The organism is Streptomyces sp. TBY4, assembly GCF_024213195.1.
In the GTDB taxonomy this organism is placed as follows: domain Bacteria; phylum Actinomycetota; class Actinomycetes; order Streptomycetales; family Streptomycetaceae; genus Streptomyces.
Window position 1 is genome coordinate 72,377 of record NZ_JANAVF010000002.1, and the last position, 22,883, is coordinate 95,259.

A 22,883-nucleotide genomic window follows, 5' to 3' on the forward strand; every position below is an offset into this window, starting at 1 on the left:
GGAATCATGACGAAACTCAAGAAGAACCTGCTGGCCCTCGCTGCCGTAGCGGCCCTTCTGGCAGTCGCTTTCGGTACGTTCCTGCTCGTCAAGCCGGACGCTGCGGCCACGGCGGCTCCGTCCCTGCCCGCGGCGGGCGAGGCACAGGTCGTACGTGAGGACAGCCACCGGCTGACCGAGCCCGCGCGCAGCGAGCTGACCCTGGTCGAGTTCCTCGACTTCGAGTGCGAGGCGTGCGGGGCCGTCCACCCGACGGTCGAGAAGCTCCGCGAGGAGTACGGCGACCGCGTCACCTTCGTGGCCCGCTACTTCCCGATGCCCGGCCACCGCAACAGCCGGACCGCGGCCGTCGCCGTCGAAGCCGCCGCCCAGCAGGGCAAGTTCGAGGACATGTACAGGAAGATGTTCGCGACCCAGAAGGAGTGGGGCGAGCTCCAGAGCTCTCAGGCGGACCTCTTCCGTACGTACGCCGGGCAACTCGGCCTCGACATGGCCGCGTACGACAAGGCGGTGAAGGATCCGGCCACCGAGGAGCGGGTCAAGGCCGATCAGCGGGACGGCATGGGCCTGAAGGTACAGGGCACTCCGACCTTCTTCCTCGACGGCCGCCCGATCCAGACGCCCCGCACCTACGAGGCGTTCAAGGCCCTGCTCGACGAACGGCTCGCCAAATGACCGCCTCCCACGAACGAGGACCTCATCCCATGACCGCACCCGCACCGCTCAGCTACGACGAACGCCTCACCGCTCCCAAGACCTGGTGGCTGATCGCCGTCGCCGTGGGCCTTGCCGGGGCGCTCATCGTCATGCCGTACGGAGGCCTCGCGGCCCTGGGCGGCTTCGCCGTCGGCACCCTCATCGCCTGCATGTGGGTCAGCGCGCAGGGCTCCTCCCGCATCCGTGTCACGAGCGGTCTGCTGGTCGCCGACGACGCACGGATCCCGCTCGGCGCGCTGGGCGAGGTCCACGTCCTGGAGGCCGAGGAAGCACGGGCCTGGCGGACGTACAAGGCGGACATGCGGGCCCACATGCTGATGCGCAGCTACATCACCGGAGCGGTCCGCATCGAGAACACCGACCCGGCCGACCCGACCCCGTACGTCTACCTGTCGACCCGCACCCCGCAGGCACTGGCCGACGCCGTGGAAGCGGCCAGGACCCGGTGAATTCCCGCCGGCCCTGCCCGGTGGAGTCAGGCCCGGCCGCGGTTTCGGCGTACCCACCAGAAGGCGGCGCCACCGAGGAGGAGTACGGCAGCGATCAGGCCGACGACGACTCCGGTGCCGCCGCCGGCATCCGAGTCGCTCGTCGCCTCCGCATTCGCGGACGCGCCGGGCGACGACGGAGCCGCTGAGGGCTGGGCCGCGGAGGCCGAAGAGCTGGGTGTGGACGAGGGGGTGGGACTGGGACTGGGGCTCGGGGTGATCAGCTTGGCGCCGGGAGCGGCGGCCTTCAGCGCGAGCACGGGGGCGGGGTTGTCGACCTTCTCGCCACCGGTGGGCACCTCGATCCAGCGCGAGACCTTTCCGTCGCTGTAGGTCTCCAGGGTCTTGAAGGCCAGGGACTTCGCATCCGGAAGCTGGCGCACGACGATGCTGTACTCGGCGTCCGTCCCGACCGCGAGAGCCGGGCCGCCGAGCGTGTAGCCGTCGGGGGTGGCCGTCAGCTTCCACTCCTTCGGCGCCTCCTTCAGCACCACGGCGTCCGGAGCGATGCCCTGGGGAAGCACCACCCGCAACTCGGCTATGCCGGCGCCGTCCGACTCGGCTTCGGAGGTGAAGGACAGGGTGACGTTCTCAGCGAGTGCACGAGGGTCGGAAGCCGTGACCCCGGCATGTGCGAGGGCCGGTCCGGCGGCGACACCCACGGCCACCAGGGCGCCGGCGGCCACGGCGCCCAGCCGGCGCAGCCGCAGCCCGGTGCGCGATTCGTTCATGGGGGCAGAACCTCTCGGTACGGGGGACGGGCGATGCGTGGCCACATCCTGCCGTACTGCACCCCGGGTCAGGGCAGGGTCCAGAACACTTGCGTGATGAGGTAGAAGACGAGGACCCAGAACACCATCAGCCCGGCGACGATGCTCAGGCCGAGGAGGTTGGTCCGGGCCCGGGGTTCGGCCGGTGGGGGTCTCAGCCACCGCTTGAGCAGCCGGTTGACGTAGTACGGCATCGTGAAGAAGCTCATGATGAAGCTCGACAGCAGGTTGCCCACGAGGAGCCCGAACCAGAGCGGCATGCCCAGCGGATGCAGGACGAGCGTCAGCAGCACGACGGTCGGGTAGAGGCCGACCCAGACCGCGATGGCGGTCTTGGTCTCCGAGGGGGGCGGCGCCTCCTTGCCGTTCTCCTCGAAGGCGAACCAGCTGCCGAACGAGTTGTCGATCGTGCGCAGTCTGAAGTCGTCGAACTTCTCCCCTTCGGCGAGTACCTCCCGCCGCTTCGCCGACGTCAGCCAGGCATCGAGGTGTTCGGCGTTGTCGTAGCGGTACAGGGTGGTCCACTCGTCCTGAACGCCTTCGACGGGACGGAATATCTCCGTGCCCCGAAACCCGGCGAACTTGCCCTCCTCCTGGCTCAGGTGCTCCTGCCACACGAGGAAGTCGTCGACGTTGTCCGGGTGGACGCGGTGGCTCACCACCACGGTCACGAGCGGGTCCGTCGGCTGGGTGCCGCCGCTGATCACCTGCTGGGTGGCAGGACCGTCGAAGTAGTGCGCGCCGAGGTCGAGGAGCCTCTGCCTGGTCCCGCTGTTCATCCAGGCCTGCAGATGGGCCACCGAGTCGAACCGGTAGACGATCACCCAGTCGGGCTGCAGGGCGGTCGGCTTGGTCACCTCGGCGCCGAGGTGACCGGCGTAGCGGGAGGCGGCGGCGTTGACCTCCTCCTGCCACTTCTCGTACGCCCGCTCCATGCCGGGGCGGACCTTCCGGCCGATGATGACCGTCGCCCCGGCGTCCGGCCGGCGTTCGGCCGTCATCGTCTCGTGCCCGTCCGCGCCGAACGGCTCTCCACGAGCCGGCCGTAGATCCGTTCCGGGGTGAGGGGCAGCTCGCGGTAGCGGATGCCCGTGGCGTCACGGAGCGCGTTCGCCAGGGCGGGGGCCACCGGGTTGATGCAGCATTCGGCCATCCCCTTCGACCGCATGGCCCCGACGGAGTCCGAGGAGCCCACCAGGAGGACGTGGGTGCGGGGCACGTCGGCGTAGGTGGGGATGCGGTAGTTGCGGAGGTTCGGGTTGGCCATGACGCCCTCCGCGTCGACCTGGTAGTTCTCGGTCAGCGCGAACCCGATGCCCTGAGCGACACCGCCCTCCACCTGCCCCCGGACCTGCTCCGGGTTGATGAGCACGCCGGCGTCGGCCGCCTGGACGCTGTACAGGATGCGGATCTCACCCGTCACCGGGTGGACGGCGATGCGGAAGCCCTGCGTATTGGAGGTGACGCTGCGGGGCGAGCCGTACGCCTTGCGCGCGGCGGTGAACCGGATGCCGCGCGCCCGGGCCAGGGCGACGAGCGCGGCCAGCGAGACGCGCTCGTCCCCGCAGACGACGTGCTCGTCGTCCATGGAACACATCACCAGGTGGACGCCCGTATGGGCGGCGGCGAACTCCAGGATGCGGTCCCGCACCGCGTTGGCCGCCTGGAGGACCGCATTGCCCGCCACGAAGAGGCCGGCACTCGCGAAGGCGCCGGTGTCGAATCCCGTGCGGTCGGTGTCGGACTGCACCAGACGGATCCGCGACGGGATCGTACCCAGCTGGTTGGCCGCGATCTGGACGTGCGCGGTCGAGGTGCCCTCCCCGAACTCGACGGTGCCGACGGCCAGCTCGTACACGAGGTCGTCGCCGAGCGTGATCCAGGCCTCGGAGATGTGCTCGGTCGGGGGCGCGGTCTCGTGCAGGGAACTGGCGACGCCGACCCCGACGAGCCACCCGGGGCCGGGGGAGGGCTGATCGGCCGTACGGGCCAGCTCTCCGGCCACGAGGTCGATGCACTTGCCGAGCCCGTCCTCGTTGAACATCACGTCGTCGGGACCGTCGTGCAGGGCGACGAGCGGATCGCCGGGGCGCACGATGTTGCGGCGTCGCAGTTCGAGCGGGTCCATGTGGAGTGCGAGGGCCAGTTCGTCCATCGCCGATTCCACGGCGAAGGCCGGCTGGGTCATCCCGTAGCCGCGCAGTGCGCCGCTCGGAACGGTGTTCGTGTAGACGGAGAAGGCGTCGTACTTCTTGTTGGGGCAGCGGTAGATCATGACGGCGGCGCCGCCCGCGTAGAGGGTCTCGCCGCCGTGGTTGCCGTAGGCGCCGGTGTTCGACACGTTGCGGACCTGGAACGCCGTGAGCGTTCCGTCCGACCGGGCACCGAGCTTGACCGTCAGCTTCATCGGATGCCGGGGCGATGCCGTGGTGAACTCCTCTTCGCGCGTGTACTCGAAGGAGACGGGCCGCCCGGTGTCCAGGGCGGCGAGCGCGGCCAGGTCCTCGGAGATGACCTCCTGCTTGCCGCCGAAACCGCCGCCGACACGCTTGCAGAACACGCGGAGCTGGTCCGGGCGCAGCGCGAACAGATAGGCCAGTTTGACCTTCGCGATCGACGGCGACTGCGAACTGGTGCGGACGTTCAGCCGGCCGTCCTCCATCCAGGCGATCGAGCCGTGCGTCTCCAGATGCGCGTGCTGCACCCGCGGTGAGGAGTACGTGGCCTCGTGGATCACGTCGGCTTCGGCGAAGCCGGCGTCGACATCGCCTATGCGGGAGTGGATCTCGAGGAGGAGGTTGTGGACCGAGTCGCGGACGAACGGGTCCTCCGAGCCGTGCAGTTGCGGCGCTCCCTCGGCCATGGCCTCCTCGGGGTCGAAGACCGCCGGCAGGACCTCGTACTCCACCTCCACCTTCCGGCAGCCCTCCTCCGCAGCGCCCACCGTGTCGGCGAGCACCGCGGCGACGCGCTGGCCGACGAAGCGGACCGTGTCGTCGAGGATGTACGTGTCGTCCGGATCGACGAGGTGGTCGGTGTGGATCGCCGTCGTGAAGCGTTTGCGCGGCACGTCCTCCCAGGTGTACACGCGATGCACGCCGGGAACGGCGAGAGCGGCGGTCCTGTCGATCGAGACGATCCGGGCGTGCGCGTGGGGCGAGTGCAGCACCTTGAGGTGCAGCATCCCTTCCATGCGGGTGTCCATCGTGAACTCGGCGCGACCGGTCACCACGTCCTCGGCCGCCGGCGCACCGACGCTCGTTCCGACGGCCCTTCCCGGTGCGGCCGTCTGCACACTGGCGACGCCCTTCACCGCGTCCTCGATGGCCCGGTAGCCGGTGCAGCGGCAGAGGTTGCCCTTCAACGCCCGCGGCAGGTCCGCCTTCTGGGCCTCGGTGAACGTCGCCGAGGTCATGATCATTCCTGCGGTGCAGAAACCGCACTGGAACCCCGGGGCGTCCCGGAACCGGCGCTGCGCGGGATGCAGGTCGCCGGGTGATCCGAGACCCTCGATCGTGGTCACCTCGTGGCCCTCCGCACGGAAGGCGGGGGTGATGCAGCTGTGGACCGGACTGCCGTCCAGCCACACGGTGCACGCGCCGCAGTCGCCCGAGTCGCAGCCCTTCTTGACACCGAAATGGCCGAGCGCACGCAGGAACGTACGCAGACACTGGCCCGGGTCCGGTTCTTCGGCGAAGTCCCTGCCGTTCACGGTGTACGTCATGCCGGGCCCCCAGCCGTGAGTTCATGGCGGATCTCTTCGGCGAAGTGCAGGGTGAGGTGGTGGCGGTGGTCCGGGGTGCCGTTGGGGTCGGCAAACCAGACGTCGGCGGGGATGCCGTTGATGCTCTGCTGCAGGGCGCGGGCATCGGGCATGGTGTCGAAGGCGATGCGCACCGGGCGTGTGGTGCCGGCCGTGACGGTGAGCAGCAGGTCGCTCGTTCCCGGCGTCTGCGTGCCGATGAGGAAGACCGTCGAACGGCCGAGGCGGGTCAGTGCGAAGCGGCGGTGCGCGGTGCGTTTGCGCAGGGCGCGCGCAGGAACGCTGACGCGCCGCAGGATCTCCCCGGGAGCGAGGATGTTCCGGTGGTTCCCGGTCACGAAGTCGAGGGCATCGACGCTGCGCACGGACCCGTCGGGAGCCCACAGCTCGTACGCGGCCTCGAGCGCGACCGTCAGTGTGATCATGGGGCCGGCAGGCAGGGACATGCAGATGTTTCCGCCGACGGTCGCCGAGTTCCAGACCTTGAACGAGGACAGGAACGCCTCGCAGCTCTTCGCGAACAGGGGGCCCGCGATCCAGCCGGCCGGCGGTGCGAAGGCGTACAGGTCGCGGATGGTGCACGTGGCGCCGATCTCGAGGCCCGCGCCGCTCGGCACGAGGGGCTCCCAGCCCAGCGCGGTCAGATCGACCAGACGGCGCAGGTCCGGCTGCTCCGCGGAGAACAGCCACGTCCCGCCCGCGAGCCAGGCATCACCCTCGCGCCAGTCCCTGCCCGGCCGGTCGGACGGACGCCGGACGACTTCGGTGATGGTGTTGAGGTCCATGGAAACACCTGCCCGATCCAGAGCAGAGACCGGTGGCACAAAGACTCTTTTCCAGCGTACTGAGAACGGGCCGGTCCCGCGCGCCCGGGCGAAGCCTCGACCGGTCCTGGACATCGCTACGGTCCGCTGTCGAGCAGCTGGGCGAGGCCTTGTCGGGTGGCGGCGATGATCACTCTGTCGTCGGGTCCGAGGACGTGGCCGGGATGGAGGTCGAAGAGGAGTCCGCTGACGTGGGCCTGGCCGTCGAGGCGGGTGGCGCGCAGGTCGGGTCGGCGGTCGGCCGGGTCGGCGGTGTCGAGGGCGAGGACGCGCCAGTGGCCGGGCCTGGTGGTGTCCGCGATGGTCCGGCCGTCGAGGTGGGGTACGCCCGCCACGTCGATGGCGGCGAAGAGGAGCACACGGCGTTCGACGGGCAGGGCTCCCAGGATCTGGCGTCCCATCATGGCGGCCACGAATGCGGGCGCGGCCAGGGAGGTGACGCTGCGGCTGCGGGTCACCGCCTGGGGGTGGGCGGCGCGCAGGGTGCGGTGGACGGCGGTGGCGAATTCGTCGTCGTACAGGCGCAGTGCCACGCGCAGGTCCGGGTTGATGGTGCGGGCGCAGAGGATCGCTTCGAGGTTGGTGGTGTCGGAACTGGTGAGGGCGAGGAGGGCGTGGGCGCGGTGCACGCGGGCGGCTTCGAGGATTCCGTCCTGGGTGACGTCGCCGAGGATGACCGGCACGCGCAGGCTCCGTGCCATGGGGATGCCGCGGGCTTCGGGGTCTTCCTCCACACAGACGACAGGGATGTCGAGTTCGCGCAGGCGGGCCAGGACGCGGGTGCCGATCTTGCCGAGGCCGAGCAGAACGATGTGGTCGCCGGTGCCACGCGGAGGGCGGCGCAGGGCGGAGGCCGATCGGAAGGATCCGGACGCCTCGAGGACGGCGGCGACCAGGACGGGGAGGAGGAGCAGGCCGACGAGTCCGGTGAACAGCTGGAGGAGCTGGCGTTCGACGGTGTCCTCGACTGCGGGGTCGTTGATGGAGAAGAGGTCCAGGAGGGTGATGTAGGCGGAGTGGGCGAGGGGGTCGCCGGTGGTGATCCAGGACGTGATGGTGATGGCGATGACGGCGGCGGTGAAGCCGGCCAGTGACCAGCGGACCCGGCGCGAGAACAGCTCCATCACCGGGAGACGGGCGGTACTGAGCCTGCGGGGTGCCGGGGACTGGGCGGTGTGCGATACGGCCTCGAGGACGACGGCGCCGCGCTGTGCCGACTGCGCTATCTCCATCGCAGCGGGCAGGAGCCGGGGACCGGCCGGCCCACTGGCGTCCGTCCCTTCGGTGCCGGCGGGATCCTCCGTGGTGGAGGAGAGCAGGGCCAGCGTGCACAGGGCCGGCTCGGAGGCTTCGCGCCGCTGTCGTGGGGTGCGTTCGATCGCACGGAACAGCAGGCCGTCGGCCTGGAGGACCTTGCTCGTGCCGGCGACGACGGTTGCCGCCAAGGCGGGGGCGGCGGTGTCGGCGTCCGAGAGGACCGTGATGGCCGATTCGCCGACCTGGCCCCCGGCCACCACTGCGGCCTGGTCGAGGAGTTCGGCGAGGTAACGGCCGAGCTTGCGGTTGTAGAGGCGGATGACCAGGCGGACCCGCGGGTTGATGCGGTGGGCGGTCAGCGCAGCACGGATGTTGGCTTCGTCGTCCTCGTAGACGAGCGCGAGCGCAGCGGCCCGTGTGATGCCCGCCTCCCGCAGCGCCGCCGCGTCTGCCGTGTCGGCTTCGATGACGTGCGTGGTGGCGGGGGGCTGGGGGCCGATGGTGTCGGCGTCGGGCAGCATGAGCGTGACGGGCTGCCGGTAGATGTCGTGGAGTTCGCCCGCCAGCCGTACGGCGAGCGCGTCGTCACCACAGACGATCACCGGCGGGGGGTTCGAGCCGCTCTGCGTCACGGTTTTCCTCCTGCTCCTGTGCCTCGGACTCTTCCTCAGCCCGCTGCTCCTTGGGCGTCGCCGCCCGCATGTCCCGGGCGCGGGCGAGGGCGGCCGGATGGCGTGCAGACTTCGGTCTGTCCCCGGTCCCCGCCAGGGCGACTGCTGCTACTGATACGGCTACGGCTACGGCTACGGCTACGGCTACGGCTCGATCAGGCCCACGCGGATGGCGTAGCGGGTGAGTTCGAGACGGTCGCGCAGGCCGAGTTTCTGGAGCAGGTTGGCGCGGTGTCGTTCGACGGTCTTGGGGCTGATGACGAGGAGGTCGCTGATCTCCTTCGAGCTGTGGCCCTCGGCGACCAGTTTGAGGATCTCCTCCTCCCGCTCGGTGATCGGCCGCTCCGGCAGCGGGCCGCCCGTGCGGGCGCGGTCGAGGTAGGTACGGATGAGGGTGCTCTCCGCACCCGGGTAGAGGAAGGGTTCGTCGCGCAGCGCGGCGCGGCAGGCCTCGACGAGGTCGCGGTCGGCGACGGATTTGAGGACGTACCCGGAGGCTCCGGCGCGCAGGGCTTCGAAGAAGTACTGCTCGTTGTCGTACATGGTCAGCATCAGGATCCGCAGCCCTGGTTGGAGTCGGGCGAGTTCGCGGGCGGCCTGGAGGCCGGTCTGGCGTGGCATGGAGATGTCGAGGACGGCGAGGTCGAGGTCGAGGGCACGGGCCTGGGCGACGGCTTCGGCGCCGTCGGCGGCCTCGGCGACCACGGTCAGGTCGGGTTCGGCGTCGAGGATGAGGCGCACGCCGCGGCGGACGAGCGTGTGGTCGTCGGCGAGCAGGATGCGGGCGGGCCCGGCCTCCGGCTGACTCATGCGGTTGCCCCCGTGATCTCGTGCATGTCAAGTCGGACCTGGGTGCCGCCGTGCGGACCGGCCCCGACGAGGAGTTCGGCACCGATCAGCAGGGCACGTTCACGCATGCCCTGGATGCCGGCGCCCTCGTGTGCCTCCCCGAGGCCGTGGCCGTTGTCGCGCACCAGGAGTCCGGTGCCGCCGCGGGGCAGGGGCCGCAGGTGGACCTCGACGCGGGTGGCGCCCGAATGCCGGGCGGCGTTGGTCAGTCCCTCCTGCGCGACGCGGTAGATGACAAGTTCGGTGGCCGGATCCAGGTGGGGGAGTCCGGGGGTGATGTGGGCGGTGACGCCCAGGCGCGGCGTGGTGAACTCGGCGGCCAGGGAGCGCAGCGCGCTGTGCAGGCCGAGTTCCTCCAGAACACCGGGGCGCAGCCGGCGGGCGATGCGGCGGATCTCGTCCAGGCTGGCACGGGTGGTCTCCTGGGCCTGGTGCAGATCGGTGCGCACCGGCTCGGGAGCACGGTCGGCGGCGTACTTGATCTGGAGGAGGACGGCGGTGAGGGTCTGGCCGATCTCGTCGTGGAGCTCCTGGGCGATGCGCTTGCGTTCGGCCTCCAGCGCGGTCAGCACCCGGCCGCTGCTGGTGGCCCGCTCGGCTTCGAGGCGGTCGAGCATGGCGTTGAAGGTCCGGGTGAGCGCGGCGACCTCCCCGCCGCCGCTGATCGTCGGGCGGGTGGCGGGCTTGAGGAGGTCGGCGGCCGCCATGGCCCGGTTCAGCCGGGCGAGCGGGGCCAGCCCGACCTTGAGGAGCACCGCGTTGATGATCAGCATCGCGGCCAGTCCGCCGAGCAGCACGAGCGCCTCCCCGAACAGCACCGGCGTGGAAACGGTGACCGGGCCCAGCAGCAGGGCCACCGCGACACACACAACGCCTGCGTTCAGAAGGAAGATCCGCCAGTACAACGACACGGCCACACGCCTTTCCAGCCGGTCCCCCAGCATCTGCCACGGCCGCCCGGCCGCCCCGTCTCCAGGTACGGCGACCTGCGGCGGAACCCACTTCCCCGCTCCATCCTCACGTCGATGGAAGGCTGATGTCCATCCGTGCCGACACCCATATTTCGAAGGCGTGAAAAGTGGCACGATGGGCCGGCCGAGCGGTCCTCTCCTGCCCGAGAACGAGTGTCCGCCGTAGCGGCATCACGTACAGAAACGAACACGAGGGGGACAGCTGTGCCTGCTCCACGGATGAGCACCACACCACTGCCCGGCATCGGGGTCCAGTACGACCTCACCACCCGCGAACACCGCCACCTCTCCGTGGTTGCACACCGCGACGGCACGCGGACCGTGAACCTCTACCGGGCCGACGACCCCGATGCCTGCGCGCAGTCCCTGCACCTGACAGGTGCGGAGACGGCCTCGCTGATCGACGCGCTGATGCCCGCCCACCACAGCCCGAACGTCCTGCACACCACCGATCTCGGCCTGGTCGCCGAGCGGATCGAACTGTCCGCCCACTCGCACTGGAACGGCCGGGTGCTGGGCGAGACCAGGATGCGGACCGAGACGGGCGTCTCGATCGTGGCCGTACTGCGCCGCGCGGAAGCCCGCCCCTCGCCCGCGCCGGACTTCCGTCTGGCGGGCGGGGACACCCTCATCGTGATCGGCACCCGCGAGGGCGTCGACGCCGCCGCCGCGATACTCGGACGGGAGTGACGCCCGTGCACTCCGCTCTCTTCCTGATCGAGTTCGGTGCGATCATCCTCGGCCTGGGCCTGCTCGGCCGGGTCGCCGGACGACTGAAGTTCTCCCCCATCCCGCTCTACCTCCTGGCCGGTCTGGCCTTCGGCACCGGCGGACTGCTGCCCATGGGCGCAAGCGAGGAGTTCGTGGCGATCGGCGCCGAGATCGGCGTCATTCTCCTCCTGCTCATGCTCGGCCTCGAATACACCGCATCGGACCTGGTCTCCAACCTCAAGACCCAGTACCCGGCCGGCCTGGTCGACTTCGCCCTGAATGCCGTCCCCGGTGCCGTGGCCGCGCTCTTGCTGGGCTGGGGTCCGGTCGCCGCCGTGGTTCTGGCTGGAGTCACCTGGATCTCCTTCGTCCGGGGTCATTGCCAAGGTCATGGGCGACCTGGGGCGGGTCGGCAACCGCGAGACCCCGGTCATCCTGTCGATCCTGGTCCTCGAAGACCTCGCCATGGCCGTCTACCTGCCGATCATCACCGCCCTCCTTGCCGGAGTGAGCCTCGCCGCCGGCAGCGCGACCCTGGCCATCGCCCTCGGCGTCGCCGGCGCGGTCCTGTTCGTCGCGGTCCGCTACGGACGCCACATCTCCCGTTTCGTCTCCAGCGACGACCCCGAGAAGCTCCTCCTCGTGGTCCTCGGCCTGACCCTGCTCGTCGCGGGCATCGCCCAGCAGCTCCAAGTCTCCGCCGCGGTCGGCGCGTTCCTCGTCGGCATCGCCCTCTCCGGCGAGGTCGCCGAGGGCACCCACACCCTGCTCAGCCCGCTGCGCGACCTGTTCGCAGCCGTGTTCTTCGTCTTCTTCGGCCTGCACACCGACCCTGCGAGCATCCCGCCCGTACTGCTGCCCGCGCTGGCGCTCGCCCTGGTCACGGCGGGCACCAAGATCGCCACCGGGTACTGGGCGGCGAAACGGGCCGGGATCGGAGTCAAGGGCCGCTGGCGGGCCGGCGGCACCCTCGTTGCCCGCGGCGAGTTCTCCATCGTCATCGCCGGGCTCGCCGTCACCGCCGGCATTGAACCCGCCCTGGGCCCGCTCGCGACCGCGTACGTCCTGATACTCGTCGTGATCGGGCCGCTCACCGCCCGCTACACCGAACCCGTGGCCGCCTGGGTCAGCAGCCGCCGTACCCCACCGGCGGCGGCCACCCTGGCCGCGATGCCGACGCAGCCGGGATCCCGGGAGGATCTCAAGGACCAGGCGCAGGACCCGGCCGGCCGCGCGTGAGTTGGAACTCAATGCCGATCAGGTCTTTGCCCACGATCACCCAGCCCGCCGGCTCCCTAGGGCCTGCGGCGGCGCAGGCGGCGCCGGCGACTGGTGTCGAAGAGGTTCACCGCGAACGCGGCCACCATCAGACCGACCCCCAGCAGGAGCCCGTGGGGCACCATCGCACCGGTGAACACGGCGGACAGGGCCGAGCCCATGGCCAGCCAGGCCCGGCCGTTGCGGTACTCGCGCGGCCGGCGGGGGCGGCCTCTGCCCAGTCCGCGGGCGAAGCGGGGATCGTCGTGCCACAGCACGGCTTCGAGTTCGGCGATCCGCTCATCATCGAATTCCGTCATGGTCGTTGCCTCCTTTCTGTCGGTCAGGCCAGTACGAAGTAGCGCAGCCATACGTAGAGGCCGGCCATGGCAGTGGTGACGGCGGTGACGATCAGGCCGTATCGGCTGAACTGCCAGAAGGAGATGTGGTGTCCGGCGCGGTCGGCGATGCCGACGGTGACGACGTTGGCGGAGGAGGCGATGATCGTGGCGTTGCCGGCCAGGTCCGCGCCCAGCGCGAAGGACCACCACAACACCTGGGCTTTCTCGACTCCTCCGGAGGTGGCGACGATCTCGGAGACGATGGGGCCGGTCGAGGCGACGAAGGGGATGTTGTCGATGACCGCGGACGGCACGATCGATCCGAACAGCAGGGCCATGGACGCGCCGAACAGGTTGCCGTCCAGTGCACGGGCCGCTGCCTGGCCGAGGTCGGTGAGGATCCCCGTCCGGACCATGGCGCCGACCATCACGAACAGGCCGGCGAAGAACGCCAGGGTCTCCCACTCGACGTCGGCCGCGACCTTGCGGGCGCCGAGCCGGGATGCGGCAAGGAGGAGCAGGCCTCCGGAGATCGCCACGACTGACGGCTCCAGGTGCAGGGTGGTGTGCAGGACGAAGCAGGCCATCACGATCACGACGACGATGCCGCTGACGGCCAGCAGGCGGGTGTCGGTGATGGCGTCGCGCTCGCGCATGGCCATGACGTCCGCGGCCCGCTTCGGGTCGTAGGAGAAGGAGCCGCGGAACATCCACCGGGCCATCACCGCGAACACCACGATCAGGACCGTGGTGATGGGTGCCATGTGGAGCAGGAAGTCGTTGAAGGAGAGTCCGGCACGGGAGCCGATCATGATGTTGGGCGGGTCACCGATCAGGGTGGCGGCGCCGCCGATGTTGCAGGCCATCACCTCGGCGATCAGATAGGGCACGACCGGGACGCCGAGCTTGGTGCACACCGCGATGGTCACGGGGGCGATCAGCAGGACGGTGGTGACGTTGTCCAGCCACGCGGAGAGGAACGCCGTCGCGAAGATCAGGAGAACCATCAGCCGATAGGGGCGGCCCTGCGACCGTTTGGCGGCCCAGATCGCGACGAACTCGAACAGGCCGGTGCGTTTGAGGACGGAGACGATCAACATCATGCCCAGGAGCAAGAGGATGACGTTCCAGTCGATGCCGGCCACGTCGGAGAAGAACGCGTGCTCCGGATGGGTCGCGCCGATCAGCAGCATGACCACCGCACCGCCCAAGGCCGCGGCGACCCGGTGGACCTTCTCCGTAGCGATCAGCACGTAGACGGCCGCGAACACCGCCACGGCCAGCCACGCGGTGACGTTCATGGTGGGCCCGCCCAGCCGATGCGGGGGTGACGCGGGGTCGGGGTCGTCATCGGCGCGGCTCCGTTCACAGGTGCTGCCGCGAGCACCCTCGCCCCACGAGGGACGCCCCGAACAGAAGGTGCTCCGGATCCCCACCATCACCTGGCGCCGCAGCCCGGCGCATCGGGGCCAGCACCCATCTTCGCCAACGTGACGACGGAAGACCTTCCCCGGACCAGCCCTGTTGCGAACCACCGGATGGCGCCGGCAACGACGACGGGGATGCCCGAGGCCGGCAGACCGGCCACACCGTAGGCGTTGGCCGGGTCCGCGCCCACGTACTCGTACGCGTTGCGGGCGCCGCCCGGAACGGGGTCCACCTGGAGGAAGCGGCCGGCGTCGGGGTCGTAGATGGCGGTGAAGGCGCCTGCGACGGAGTCGGTCATCGAGGTGGCCAGGCCGCGGGGTTCCTTTGTCCCGGGCTCGGCTCCTGGCGGCTTGACAAAGGTGCCTGACCCGGGGAAACCCGCGGGTCAGGCACCTTTTTTCGTGGCTCTAGAAGAAGCCGAGCTTCTTCGGGGAGTAGGAGACGAGGAGGTTCTTCGTCTGCTGGTAGTGCTCCAGCATCATCTTGTGGGTCTCGCGGCCGATGCCCGACTGCTTGTAGCCGCCGAAGGCCGCGTGGGCCGGGTAGGCGTGGTAGCAGTTGGTCCAGACGCGGCCCGCCTGGATCGCGCGGCCCGCGCGGTAGGCCGTGTTGATGTCGCGGGTCCAGACGCCGGCGCCGAGGCCGTAGGAGGTGTCGTTCGCGATGCGCACCGCGTCGTCGAAGTCCTGGAACGAGGTCACCGACACCACCGGGCCGAAGATCTCCTCCTGGAAGATCCGCATGCGGTTGTCGCCCTCGAAGATGGTCGGCTGGACGTAGAAGCCGCCCGCCAGTTCGCCGCCGTGGTCGATGCGCCCGCCGCCGGTGAGGATCTTGGCCCCCTCCTGCTGGCCGATCTCCACGTAGGAGAGGACCTTCTTCAGCTGCTCCGCGGAGGCCTGAGCCCCGATCATCGTGTCCGTGTCCAGCGGATGCCCCGGCACGATCAGTTCGGTGCGGGCCACGGCCGCGTCGAGGAAGTCGCCGTAGCGGCCGCGCTCGATCAGGGCGCGGGAGGGGCTCGTGCACACCTCGCCCTGGTTGAGGGCGAACATGGTGAAGCCTTCGAGGGCCTTGTCCCGCAGGTCGTCGTCCGTGGTCCAGATGTCGTCGAAGAAGAGGTTCGGGCTCTTGCCGCCCAGTTCCAGGGTGACCGGCTTGAGGTGCTCTGCTGCGTACTGCATGATCAGCCGCCCCGTGGAGGTCTCCCCGGTGAAGGCCACCTTCGCCACCCGGGGGCTGGACGCGAGCGGCTTGCCGGCCTCCTCGCCGAAGCCGTTGACGATGTTCACCACGCCCGGCGGCAGCAGGTCGGCGATCAGGCTCATCAGGTAGTGCACCGACACCGGGGTCTGCTCGGCCGGCTTCAGCACCACCGCGTTGCCCGCCGCGAGGGCCGGCGCCAGTTTCCACACGGCCATCAGGAGGGGGAAGTTCCACGGGATGATCTGGGCGACCACGCCCAGCGGCTCGTGGAAGTGATAGGCGACGGTGTCCTCGTCGATCTGGCTGAGGGCACCTTCCTGAGCGCGCAGGGCCCCCGCGAAATAGCGGAACTGGTCGACGGCGAGCGGGATGTCGGCGGCCAGGGTTTCGCGGATCGGCTTGCCGTTCTCCCAGCTCTCCGCGACCGCGAGCGCCTCCAGGTTGCGCTCCATCCGGTCCGCGATGCGCAGCAGGATCGTGGACCGTTCGGTGATCGAGGTGCGTCCCCACGCGGGCGCGGCGGCGTGTGCCGCGTCCAGTGCGCGCTCGATGTCCTCGGCCGTACCGCGCGCGACCTCGGTGAAGGTCTCGCCGGTCACGGGGGAGGGGTTGGCGAAGTACCGCCCGAGCGCGGGCTCGACGTACTCGCCGCCGATGAAGTGGCCGTAGCGGGACGCGTACGACATGAGCGCGCCTTCGGTACCGGGCGCAGCGTAACGGGCCATGGTGGTCCTCCCCTTGCCGGGCGCCGGCCTCCGTCGGCCGGCGCTCGTGGTGAGGCTAGGGGCGGGCAGGTTGCCGGTACGTTGCACGGCCGCGCGACGAACGGGCCGCGTGCAAGTCAGCTTCCGAAGAGCTGAGTTCGGCCCCGAGACCGGACCCCAGTTCCGCGTCGATGGTCCGTACGCGGGCCAGCGCGGCCCTCCGGCCGGCCGGAGGCAGTACGGCCGCCAGGGCCCGCCAGACGTCGGTGTCCTCGGCGCCCCACGGGCTGCACACCCAGTCGGTCAGCAGCCCCGGGTCGGCCCGTGCGATCACGGCGGCCCGCGCCTGCTCCCCGATGTGCCGTCGGAGCCGGACGACGCCGGGCGCCGTCGATGCGGGCAGCAGCGGGCCCGGATAGCGGGCCAGTGCCGCCGAGACGGCGCCGGAGGCCAGGTGGCGGGTGACGGCGGAGAAATCGGCCTCCAGCGGTGCGGCCGTGCGGTAGGGGCGGGAGAGCAGGGCCCGGGGGCCCAACAGGCCGCGCAGCCTTGACATTTCGGCGCGCAGGGTGACCGGTGACACCGACTCGTCCTCGTACAGGGCGATCGCCAGTTCCTCCCCCGACAGCCCCTCGGGGTGGTGCGCCAGCAGCGCCATGATCTCGCTGTGCCGCCGCCCGAGCCGGACCTCGCGGCCGCCCGGGCCGGTCAGCAGCGCCTCGTCGCGGCCGAGCGCGGTGAGGTCGAGTGCGATGGGGCGGGCCGCAGGCGGCAGGCGGTCCAGGGGCACCGGATCCAGCAGGGCCAGCCGGGCCTCCGCCGCGCACGCCACCGCCCGCACGAAGGCGAGGGAGTGCGGATGGGCCAGCCAGTCGCCCCCGGTGACGTCGATCGCGCCGAGCAGCCTCCCGGTGTGCGGATCGCGGACCGGAGCCGCCGCGCAGGTCCACGGGTGCACCCGGCGGCTGAAGTGCTCGGCGCCGAAGACCTGGACCGGCTCCCCGACCGCCACCGCCGTGCCGGGGGCGTTGGTGCCCATCGCCGTCTCCGCCCAGCGGGCGCCCGGCACGAAGCCGAGGCCCTCCGCGCGCCGCATCGTGGCGGGTTCGCCCTCCACCCAGAGCAGGCTGCCCCGCGCGTCGCACACCGCCAGCAGATGGGCCCCGTCCGAGGCGAAGGCGCCCACGAGGTCCCGGAACAGCGGGAGCACCCGGGCCAGCGGGTGCTGCTCCCGGTACGACCGCAGTTCCGCCCCGGCCAGCTCCATCCGGGGCGTGCACTCCGGGCTGACCCGGGCCCGGGCGCAGCGGCGCCAGGACCTCGCGATGACCGCCCGCACCGGGGCCTCGACCCGCCCGTCCTGGGTGAACGCGGCGTGGGCCCGCCGTAGTTCCCGCGTCCGCTCGGCGGGGTCGGCCCCGCCCGGCAGAGCCACCGAAGGATCGTCCATGTCGCCCTCTCGCGGTGCCTTGGTACCCGGAGCGCCCCATCGTCGTACCGGCCCGCCGCCCCGGCAAGCGGTACGTCGGCCAGTGCGCGGAGCCCGCAGGCCGGTCCCCGCCGGTGCGACGGCTCCTAGGCCGTGGCGCCGGACGACGCGGGCCTGACCGGCAGGATCCGAAAGAGACGGCCTAGGCCTCCGGGTCCTCCGGCTCCAGCGCGGCCAGCGCCGCCGCCGGGTCCGTGGCCGGCGGGCCCGCCGGGAGCCAGTGTTCCGCCGCGCGGCGGTACGGCCACCAGCGGCCGTCCCGGCCCAGCCGGAGCTGGCGGTCGCCGCCCGGCTCCGTCCAGCGGGCCCGGATCCGGCGCAGCACCGGGGCGGGGGCTGCGGGGTCGGCCTCCGCGTCCGCCCCGTCGGGCCGGGCCGTCGCCAGCGCGGCCCGCGCCCGGGCGAGCGACGCCCGGTCCGGGGTCCAGTCCTCCTCCAGCACCGAGACGGCCGGTGCCCCGCCGAAGCCCCAGGCGAGTACGGCCCGGTCCATGGCCGCCCGGTCCCTGTCGGAAGCCGCCGCCAGGCGGGAGCGGACCCGAAGGTCGTGGGCCTGCGCCGTGAGTCGTACGGCATCCTGCGCGAGCGTGGGCCCGGGCTGCGGGGCGCGCTCCGCATGGCCCGCAGCGAGCGCCTCCGCGAGCAGCCCGTACGCCTGCGCCGCGGCCGCCTGCGCCAGGAACTCCACCCCGTCCACGTCCAGGCCCGGCGGCTCCGTCCCCGACTCCGTGTCCAGGGTCGGCGGCTGGCCCGGCGCCTCCGGCAGCCGCGCGGGCGCGGGCAGCGGGGGCAGGGCGGACGCCGCCGCGTAGACCTCGGACGCCGGGACACCGGCGTCCGCCGGGGATTGCGCGGGCTCCGCCTCCGCCGTGCTGCGCTCCTCCAGCTCGGCGAGAAGACCGGCCTCCGCGCGCCCGCGCAGCAGCAACAGCACGAAGGGGTCCCGGTCCAGCAGCCGCGCCACCTGGTAGCAGAGCGCGGCCGTGTGCGGGCAGTGGTCCCACTCGCCGCAGTCGCAGCGCGGGTCGAGGTCGCCGATCCCGGGCAGCAGCTCCACCCCGGCCGCTGCCGCGTCCTCGGCGAGCTCCGGCGGCACCTCCCGGTCGAGCAGCGCCGCGATGTGGCCGGACTCGGCGGCCGCCAGCCCGAGCAGCCGGTCCCATTCCGCTTCCGTGAACTCCTGCACCAGCACGTCGGTCCGGTGCGCCGTCCCGTCCGGGTCGCGCACCACGGCCGTCAGCCCGCCCGGCCGTACGGACACGGCCCCGACCGCGCCCGCACGCGCGTACCGCCGGCCCTGCTTGAGCTGCTGCCCGTCCAGGGCGCTGTCCTCCAGGGCGCGCAGCCAGGCGTGCCCCCACCAGGTGGCGGCGAAGCCGCGCCCGGGGACGGGCGGGAGCGGCGGGAAGGTCTTCTCGTACGGGTCCTTCGCCATCATCGGTGTCGCTCCCCTGCGGCGGCCGGGCGGAGCGCGACGAGTTCGGCCAGCTCCGCGTCGCTCAGTTCGGTCAGGGCGGCCTCGCCGCCCGCGAGGACGGCGTCGGCCAGGGCCCTTTTGCGTGCGAGGAGTTCGGCGATCCGGTCCTCCACGGTGCCTTCGGCGATGATGCGGTGGACCTGGACGGGCTGGGTCTGGCCGATGCGGTAGGCGCGGTCGGTGGCCTGTTCCTCGACGGCGGGGTTCCACCAGCGGTCGTAGTGGATGACGTGCCCGGCGCGGGTGAGGTTGAGGCCGGTGCCGGCCGCCTTGAGGGAGAGCAGGAACACGGGCACCTCGCCCGCCTGGAACCGGTCCACGAGCTCCTCGCGGCGCGGCACGGGCGTGCCCCCGTGCAGCAGTTGGGACGGGATGCCGCGTGCCGTCAGGTGGCGTTCGATGATGCGGGCCATCGTCACGTACTGCGTGAAGACCAGCACGGAGCCGCCCTCGGCCAGGATCGTGTCGAGCAGCTCGTCGAGGAGCTCCAGCTTCCCGGAGGCAGCCCCGGCGGACTCCTTCGAGCGGTGCTGCTCCTTCGTGTACTGGGCGGGGTGGTTGCAGATCTGCTTGAGCGAGGTCAGCAGCTTGACGACCAGCCCGCGGCGCTCCATCCCGTCCGCGCCGGCGATCGCGGCGAGGGTCTCGCGCACCACCGCCTCGTACAGCCCGGCCTGTTCGGGGGTCAGGGACACGGCGTGGTCGGTCTCGGTCTTGGGCGGCAGTTCGGGGGCGATCCCCGGATCGGACTTCTTGCGGCGGAGCAGGAAGGGCCTGACGAGCGCCCCGAGCCGGGCCGCCGCCCGCGGGTCGCGGCCGCTCTCGACCGGCTCGGCGTAGCGCGTGCGGAAGGTGCCGGGGCGGCCGAGGAGGCCCGGGGTGGTCCAGTCGAGGACGGCCCACAGCTCGGACAGGTTGTTCTCGACCGGGGTACCGGTGAGGGCCACGCGGGCGTCCGAGGGGATGGTGCGCAGGGCCCTGGCGGTCGAGGAGCGGGGGTTCTTGACGTGCTGGGCCTCGTCCGCGACGACCATCCCCCAGCGCACGGCGGCGAGTCGGGGCGCGTCCAGGCGCATGGTGCCGTAGGTGGTGAGGACGAAGCCGCCGGCCGGTCCGTCCGCCATCGCGTCGAGGTCGCGGCCGGTTCCGTGGAAGCGGCGCACCGGCGTCCCGGGGGCGAACTTCTCGATCTCCCGCTGCCAGTTGCCCAGCAGCGAGGCCGGGCAGACCACCAGCGTCGGGCCCTCGTGCCCGTGCTCCTGACGGTGCAGGTGCAGGGCGATCAGCGTCACCGTCTTGCCCAGGCCCATGTCGTCGGCCAGGCAGGCGCCGAAGCCGAGTCCGGTGAGGCGGGCGAGCCAGCGCAGGCCGCGGAGCTGGTAGTCGCGCAGGGTGGCACGGAGGGCGGCCGGGGCCTGTACGTCGGCGGGCGGTGCCTGTACGTCGGCGGGCGGTGCCTGTACGTCGGCGGGCGCGGCGGCGTCCCCGTGCGCCGGGGGCTCCGGTTCCGCACGCTCGGGATCCGTGGTGAGGAGCGAGCGGAGCCGTTCCAGCGGACCGGTGGCCTCTACGTCGTACCGCGTGCCGTCGAGCTCCGCCGAGCCGGTCAGTACGGCGGCCAGCGCCTCGGCGGCCGTCACCTCGCGGTCCTGGCGGGCCAGGGCCCGGGCCCGGCGGGCCGCGGCCGGGTCGATCAGGACCCACTGGTCGCGCAGCCGGACCAGGGGGCGCTTCGCCTCGGCGAGCCGGTCCAGTTCCTCGGCGGTCAGATCGCCCTGGTCGCCGAGGGCGTAGCGCCAGCCGAGGGGGTGTGCGGAGGAGGAGAGCGGGCCGGTCAGGCCCGGCAGGTCCGAGCCGGTGGCGGGCCTGCCCACGACGGCCCGCGCGGTGAGCGTACGGGCGAGCCCGCGCGGCCAGTGCACCTGCACCCCGTCGGCCGCCAGCGCGGCGGCGGCCTCCCCGAGCAGCTCCGCGACCTCCTCGTCGGCGAGGTCCACCGCGTCGGGGACGGCGGCGCCGAGCAGCGGTTCGAGCGGCGGCCACAGGCGCGCGGCGCGGCGCAGGGCCCGGAGCGCATCCAGGCGGGCACGGGGCGGGAAGGCGGCCGCGGCGGGTCCGGAGCCGGCCCAGACGTCGGCGGCGTCCGCGACGAGGGCGGCGTCCGCGAGGCCGTGCATCTGCAGGACGGCACGGAAGGCGGGGGGCAGGGCGTCAGGGTCCACCTCGATGCGGAGCGAGACGCGCACCCCGGCGTCGTGCCCGGCCGCGACCTCCGCGGCCCAGTCGCGCAGTTCGGGGTGGAGCCGGGCCGGGCGGGTGGCGTAGGCGGAGCCACCGGCGGCGGCGGGCGCGGCGGGGGAGCGGGGCAGGGTGTCGGCGACGGCGTCGAGGAAGGCGCGCAGCAGGGGCTCCGGCGCGGGCAGCTGGGGCGGGCCGGCGGGGCCGGGATCGTGGCCGGGGCCGCCGTCGGGACCGGGGCCGGGGTTGGGGCCGACCGGTACGCAGTGCGCGTCGGGCGGCATGGCCGCCGCCAGCTCCCGGACCTCCTCCAGATCGGCGGCGTCCAGCGGCCCGAGCCGCCAGGCGTCGTACCCGGCGGGGCTCAGGCCGGGCAGCAGCAGCCCGCGCGCGGCGAAGCGCAGGGCCAGCAGGGCGGCGGCGCCCCAGAACGGCGCGGCTCCGGCGGATGCGGCCGAACGGACCCGGGTCAGCAGGGGCAGGGCCTCGTAGAGGGGCAGGACGAGGGCCGTCACCCGGGTGCGCCGCAGGTCGGGCGTGACCACGGTGAGCCGCTCGGTGGCGCCCCGGCCGTCGAGGGGGAGGCCCTCGGCCGGGTCCGGGTGCCAGAAGGCGATCCGGCCCTCGCGGGCCGGGTCGGCGGGGAGGAAGACGGCGGAGCAGGGGATGAGGCCGGAGATCGTCGGGAGCACGCATTCCTCAAACTTGACTACCGAATACAGGGTGGCCGAGATTAACCCACCGGCGGCCGCCCCGGCCCGCGACGACACCGTGACCCGGGTCACGTCCTCGACTGTTCGCGGTCTCTTCGGCGAGCGGAGACCCGGCCGAGGGTTACGGGAACGCGGGGGCCGGAGCGCGCGTTGTGTGGGGTAGTGGCCGACGGAGAAAGAGGGTGCCGCAGATGTCCACGAGCGGAAAGATCGCGGTTGCCGGTGTGGTGGCAGCCATCGTGCTGTTCTGGTCGGTCGGGTTCTGGGCCGGACTGCTGGTCCTGATCGGCGTCCCGGTGGCGGCCTACCTGCTGTTGGACTCCTCCCAGCGCCGTAGGCTGCGGGGTATATCCAGGAAGCAGATCGGCCGCTGACGGCGGCAGGGGGGTCAGGAATGAACACGGCGAGCGCGGCACAGGTCGCGGCGGTCAGCAGCAACGGGGTCTATTCGTTCACCAAGCCCACGCGCGAGAGCATCAAGCTCGTGGAAGGGCTCGGGGTGGAGGGGGACGTCCACGCGGGGGTCACGGTCAAGCACCGTTCCAGGGTGGCCCAGGACCCCACGCAGCCGAACCTCCGGCAGGTGCACCTGATCCACCGGGAGCTCTTCGAGGAGGTGGCCGGGGCCGGCTACCAGGTCGAGGCGGGCCAGCTCGGGGAGAACGTCACCACCGAAGGCATCGACCTGCTCGCCCTGCCGACCGGCACCCTGCTGCGCCTCGGAGCGGAGGCCGTGGTCGAGGTGACCGGACTGCGCAACCCGTGCCTCCAGATAGACAACTTCCAGCACGGGCTGCTCAAGCAGGTGGTCGGCAGGGACGCCGAGGGCAATCTGCTCCGCAAGGCCGGAATCATGGGCGTGGTCCACCGGGGCGGCACCATCCACCCCGGCGACACCATCGAGGTCACCCTCCCCCCGACTCCGCACATCCCCCTCGAACGGGTCTGACCCACCGAGCGCACGGCCCGGACACGCCATGGTCCGGGCCAGGCCGGGTAGGGCCGATCC

The 22,883-nt window shown here is 71.9% G+C and carries 19 protein-coding genes and 1 pseudogene; 6 read left to right on the forward strand and 14 right to left on the reverse strand.

What is annotated here, in order from left to right:
- The first annotated feature begins 6 nt into the window (after positions 1–6).
- Together NLX94_RS04655 and NLX94_RS04660 are read left to right on the forward strand one after the other, a co-directional pair.
- The gene (locus NLX94_RS04655; RefSeq protein WP_254381292.1) at positions 7–675 is read left to right on the forward strand and encodes a thioredoxin domain-containing protein; all 669 of its coding nucleotides are present in this window, start codon (positions 7–9) and stop codon (positions 673–675) included.
- A gap of 29 nt (positions 676–704) precedes the next feature.
- Complete coding sequence (locus tag NLX94_RS04660) at positions 705–1,166, forward strand: DUF3093 domain-containing protein (RefSeq protein ID WP_254381293.1); 462 nt, start codon at positions 705–707, stop codon at positions 1,164–1,166.
- A 26-nt stretch (positions 1,167–1,192) separates the two neighbouring features.
- Here the strand turns inward: NLX94_RS04660 and NLX94_RS04665 are convergent, their stop codons facing one another.
- The 7 genes from NLX94_RS04665 to NLX94_RS04695 form a co-directional block, all read right to left on the reverse strand.
- Positions 1,193–1,936, reverse strand: a complete 744-nt coding sequence (locus NLX94_RS04665; protein ID WP_254381294.1) for a DUF1775 domain-containing protein — start codon at positions 1,934–1,936, stop codon at positions 1,193–1,195.
- A 68-nt stretch (positions 1,937–2,004) separates the two neighbouring features.
- Positions 2,005–2,976, reverse strand: coding sequence for an antibiotic biosynthesis monooxygenase (locus NLX94_RS04670; protein WP_254381295.1), 972 nt, complete (start codon positions 2,974–2,976; stop codon positions 2,005–2,007).
- Positions 2,973–5,699, reverse strand: a complete 2,727-nt coding sequence (locus NLX94_RS04675; RefSeq protein ID WP_254381296.1) for a molybdopterin-dependent oxidoreductase — start codon at positions 5,697–5,699, stop codon at positions 2,973–2,975. Before NLX94_RS04675 ends, NLX94_RS04670 begins: the two co-directional genes overlap by 4 nt.
- Positions 5,696–6,523: an FAD binding domain-containing protein gene (locus tag NLX94_RS04680; RefSeq protein ID WP_254381297.1), complete on the reverse strand. Its 828-nt coding sequence runs from the start codon at positions 6,521–6,523 to the stop codon at positions 5,696–5,698. Before NLX94_RS04680 ends, NLX94_RS04675 begins: the two co-directional genes overlap by 4 nt.
- A 116-nt stretch (positions 6,524–6,639) precedes the next feature.
- Positions 6,640–8,451: an NAD-binding protein gene (locus NLX94_RS04685; RefSeq protein WP_374683901.1), complete on the reverse strand. Its 1,812-nt coding sequence runs from the start codon at positions 8,449–8,451 to the stop codon at positions 6,640–6,642.
- A 183-nt stretch (positions 8,452–8,634) separates the two neighbouring features.
- Complete coding sequence (locus NLX94_RS04690) at positions 8,635–9,300, reverse strand: response regulator transcription factor (protein ID WP_254381298.1); 666 nt, start codon at positions 9,298–9,300, stop codon at positions 8,635–8,637.
- Positions 9,297–10,250, reverse strand: a complete 954-nt coding sequence (locus tag NLX94_RS04695; RefSeq protein ID WP_254381856.1) for a sensor histidine kinase — start codon at positions 10,248–10,250, stop codon at positions 9,297–9,299. The genes NLX94_RS04690 and NLX94_RS04695 overlap by 4 nt, the downstream gene beginning before the upstream one ends.
- Before the next feature lie 279 nt (positions 10,251–10,529).
- Here NLX94_RS04695 and NLX94_RS04700 point away from each other — a divergent pair, with 279 nt between their 5' ends.
- On the forward strand, positions 10,530–11,000 hold the full coding sequence (locus NLX94_RS04700; RefSeq protein ID WP_254381299.1) for a cation:proton antiporter regulatory subunit: 471 nt from the start codon (positions 10,530–10,532) through the stop codon (positions 10,998–11,000).
- 5 nt (positions 11,001–11,005) lie between these two features.
- A pseudogene (locus tag NLX94_RS04705) lies at positions 11,006–12,260 on the forward strand (cation:proton antiporter).
- A gap of 56 nt (positions 12,261–12,316) precedes the next feature.
- On the opposite strand, the gene NLX94_RS04710 reads toward NLX94_RS04705, so the two are convergent.
- The 7 genes from NLX94_RS04710 to NLX94_RS04740 all read right to left on the reverse strand — a co-directional run bounded on the left by NLX94_RS04710 (position 12,317) and on the right by NLX94_RS04740 (position 21,853).
- Positions 12,317–12,598, reverse strand: a complete 282-nt coding sequence (locus tag NLX94_RS04710) for a DUF3040 domain-containing protein (protein ID WP_254381300.1) — start codon at positions 12,596–12,598, stop codon at positions 12,317–12,319.
- A 23-nt stretch (positions 12,599–12,621) separates the two neighbouring features.
- Positions 12,622–13,920, reverse strand: coding sequence for an ArsB/NhaD family transporter (locus NLX94_RS04715; protein WP_254381301.1), 1,299 nt, complete (start codon positions 13,918–13,920; stop codon positions 12,622–12,624).
- Positions 13,921–14,057: 137 nt separating this feature from the next.
- A complete protein-coding gene (locus tag NLX94_RS04720) occupies positions 14,058–14,345 on the reverse strand; it encodes a hypothetical protein (protein WP_254381302.1) in 288 nt (95 codons plus the stop codon).
- Between the two features lie 109 nt (positions 14,346–14,454).
- Positions 14,455–15,978, reverse strand: coding sequence for an aldehyde dehydrogenase family protein (locus NLX94_RS04725; protein WP_254381303.1), 1,524 nt, complete (start codon positions 15,976–15,978; stop codon positions 14,455–14,457).
- Positions 15,979–16,033: 55 nt separating this feature from the next.
- Complete coding sequence (locus NLX94_RS04730) at positions 16,034–17,407, reverse strand: GAF domain-containing protein (protein WP_254381304.1); 1,374 nt, start codon at positions 17,405–17,407, stop codon at positions 16,034–16,036.
- A 181-nt stretch (positions 17,408–17,588) separates the two neighbouring features.
- Positions 17,589–18,881, reverse strand: coding sequence for an SWF or SNF family helicase (locus NLX94_RS04735; protein ID WP_254381857.1), 1,293 nt, complete (start codon positions 18,879–18,881; stop codon positions 17,589–17,591).
- Positions 18,881–21,853 (reverse strand): DEAD/DEAH box helicase, encoded by a 2,973-nt coding sequence (locus tag NLX94_RS04740; RefSeq protein WP_254381305.1) that lies wholly within the window; start codon positions 21,851–21,853, stop codon positions 18,881–18,883. Before NLX94_RS04740 ends, NLX94_RS04735 begins: the two co-directional genes overlap by 1 nt.
- A gap of 212 nt (positions 21,854–22,065) precedes the next feature.
- On the opposite strand from NLX94_RS04740, the gene NLX94_RS04745 reads away from it, so the two are divergent.
- Both NLX94_RS04745 and NLX94_RS04750 read left to right on the forward strand, forming a co-directional pair.
- Positions 22,066–22,248, forward strand: coding sequence for a hypothetical protein (locus tag NLX94_RS04745; RefSeq protein WP_254381306.1), 183 nt, complete (start codon positions 22,066–22,068; stop codon positions 22,246–22,248).
- Positions 22,249–22,268: 20 nt separating this feature from the next.
- Entirely contained in the window at positions 22,269–22,823 is a 555-nt protein-coding gene (locus NLX94_RS04750) for an MOSC domain-containing protein (protein ID WP_254381307.1), read from the forward strand.
- The last annotated feature ends 60 nt before the right edge of the window (positions 22,824–22,883 follow it).

Bases quoted from the DNA above. Each gene is read 5' to 3' on its own strand.
- NLX94_RS04720 (WP_254381302.1), bottom strand. From the start codon at position 14,345: ATGACCGACTCCGTCGCAGGCGCCTTCACCGCCATCTACGACCCCGAC.
- NLX94_RS04665 (WP_254381294.1), bottom strand. From the start codon at position 1,936: ATGAACGAATCGCGCACCGGGCTGCGGCTGCGCCGGCTGGGCGCCGTG.
- NLX94_RS04715 (WP_254381301.1), bottom strand. From the start codon at position 13,920: ATGAACGTCACCGCGTGGCTGGCCGTGGCGGTGTTCGCGGCCGTCTAC.
- NLX94_RS04745 (WP_254381306.1), top strand. From the start codon at position 22,066: ATGTCCACGAGCGGAAAGATCGCGGTTGCCGGTGTGGTGGCAGCCATC.
- NLX94_RS04675 (WP_254381296.1), bottom strand. From the start codon at position 5,699: ATGACGTACACCGTGAACGGCAGGGACTTCGCCGAAGAACCGGACCCG.
- NLX94_RS04690 (WP_254381298.1), bottom strand. From the start codon at position 9,300: ATGAGTCAGCCGGAGGCCGGGCCCGCCCGCATCCTGCTCGCCGACGAC.
- NLX94_RS04750 (WP_254381307.1), top strand. From the start codon at position 22,269: ATGAACACGGCGAGCGCGGCACAGGTCGCGGCGGTCAGCAGCAACGGG.
- NLX94_RS04660 (WP_254381293.1), top strand. From the start codon at position 705: ATGACCGCACCCGCACCGCTCAGCTACGACGAACGCCTCACCGCTCCC.
- NLX94_RS04710 (WP_254381300.1), bottom strand. From the start codon at position 12,598: ATGACGGAATTCGATGATGAGCGGATCGCCGAACTCGAAGCCGTGCTG.
- NLX94_RS04670 (WP_254381295.1), bottom strand. From the start codon at position 2,976: ATGACGGCCGAACGCCGGCCGGACGCCGGGGCGACGGTCATCATCGGC.
- NLX94_RS04680 (WP_254381297.1), bottom strand. From the start codon at position 6,523: ATGGACCTCAACACCATCACCGAAGTCGTCCGGCGTCCGTCCGACCGG.
- NLX94_RS04655 (WP_254381292.1), top strand. From the start codon at position 7: ATGACGAAACTCAAGAAGAACCTGCTGGCCCTCGCTGCCGTAGCGGCC.
- NLX94_RS04700 (WP_254381299.1), top strand. From the start codon at position 10,530: ATGAGCACCACACCACTGCCCGGCATCGGGGTCCAGTACGACCTCACC.
- NLX94_RS04735 (WP_254381857.1), bottom strand. From the start codon at position 18,881: ATGGCGAAGGACCCGTACGAGAAGACCTTCCCGCCGCTCCCGCCCGTC.
- NLX94_RS04725 (WP_254381303.1), bottom strand. From the start codon at position 15,978: ATGGCCCGTTACGCTGCGCCCGGTACCGAAGGCGCGCTCATGTCGTAC.
- NLX94_RS04730 (WP_254381304.1), bottom strand. From the start codon at position 17,407: ATGGACGATCCTTCGGTGGCTCTGCCGGGCGGGGCCGACCCCGCCGAG.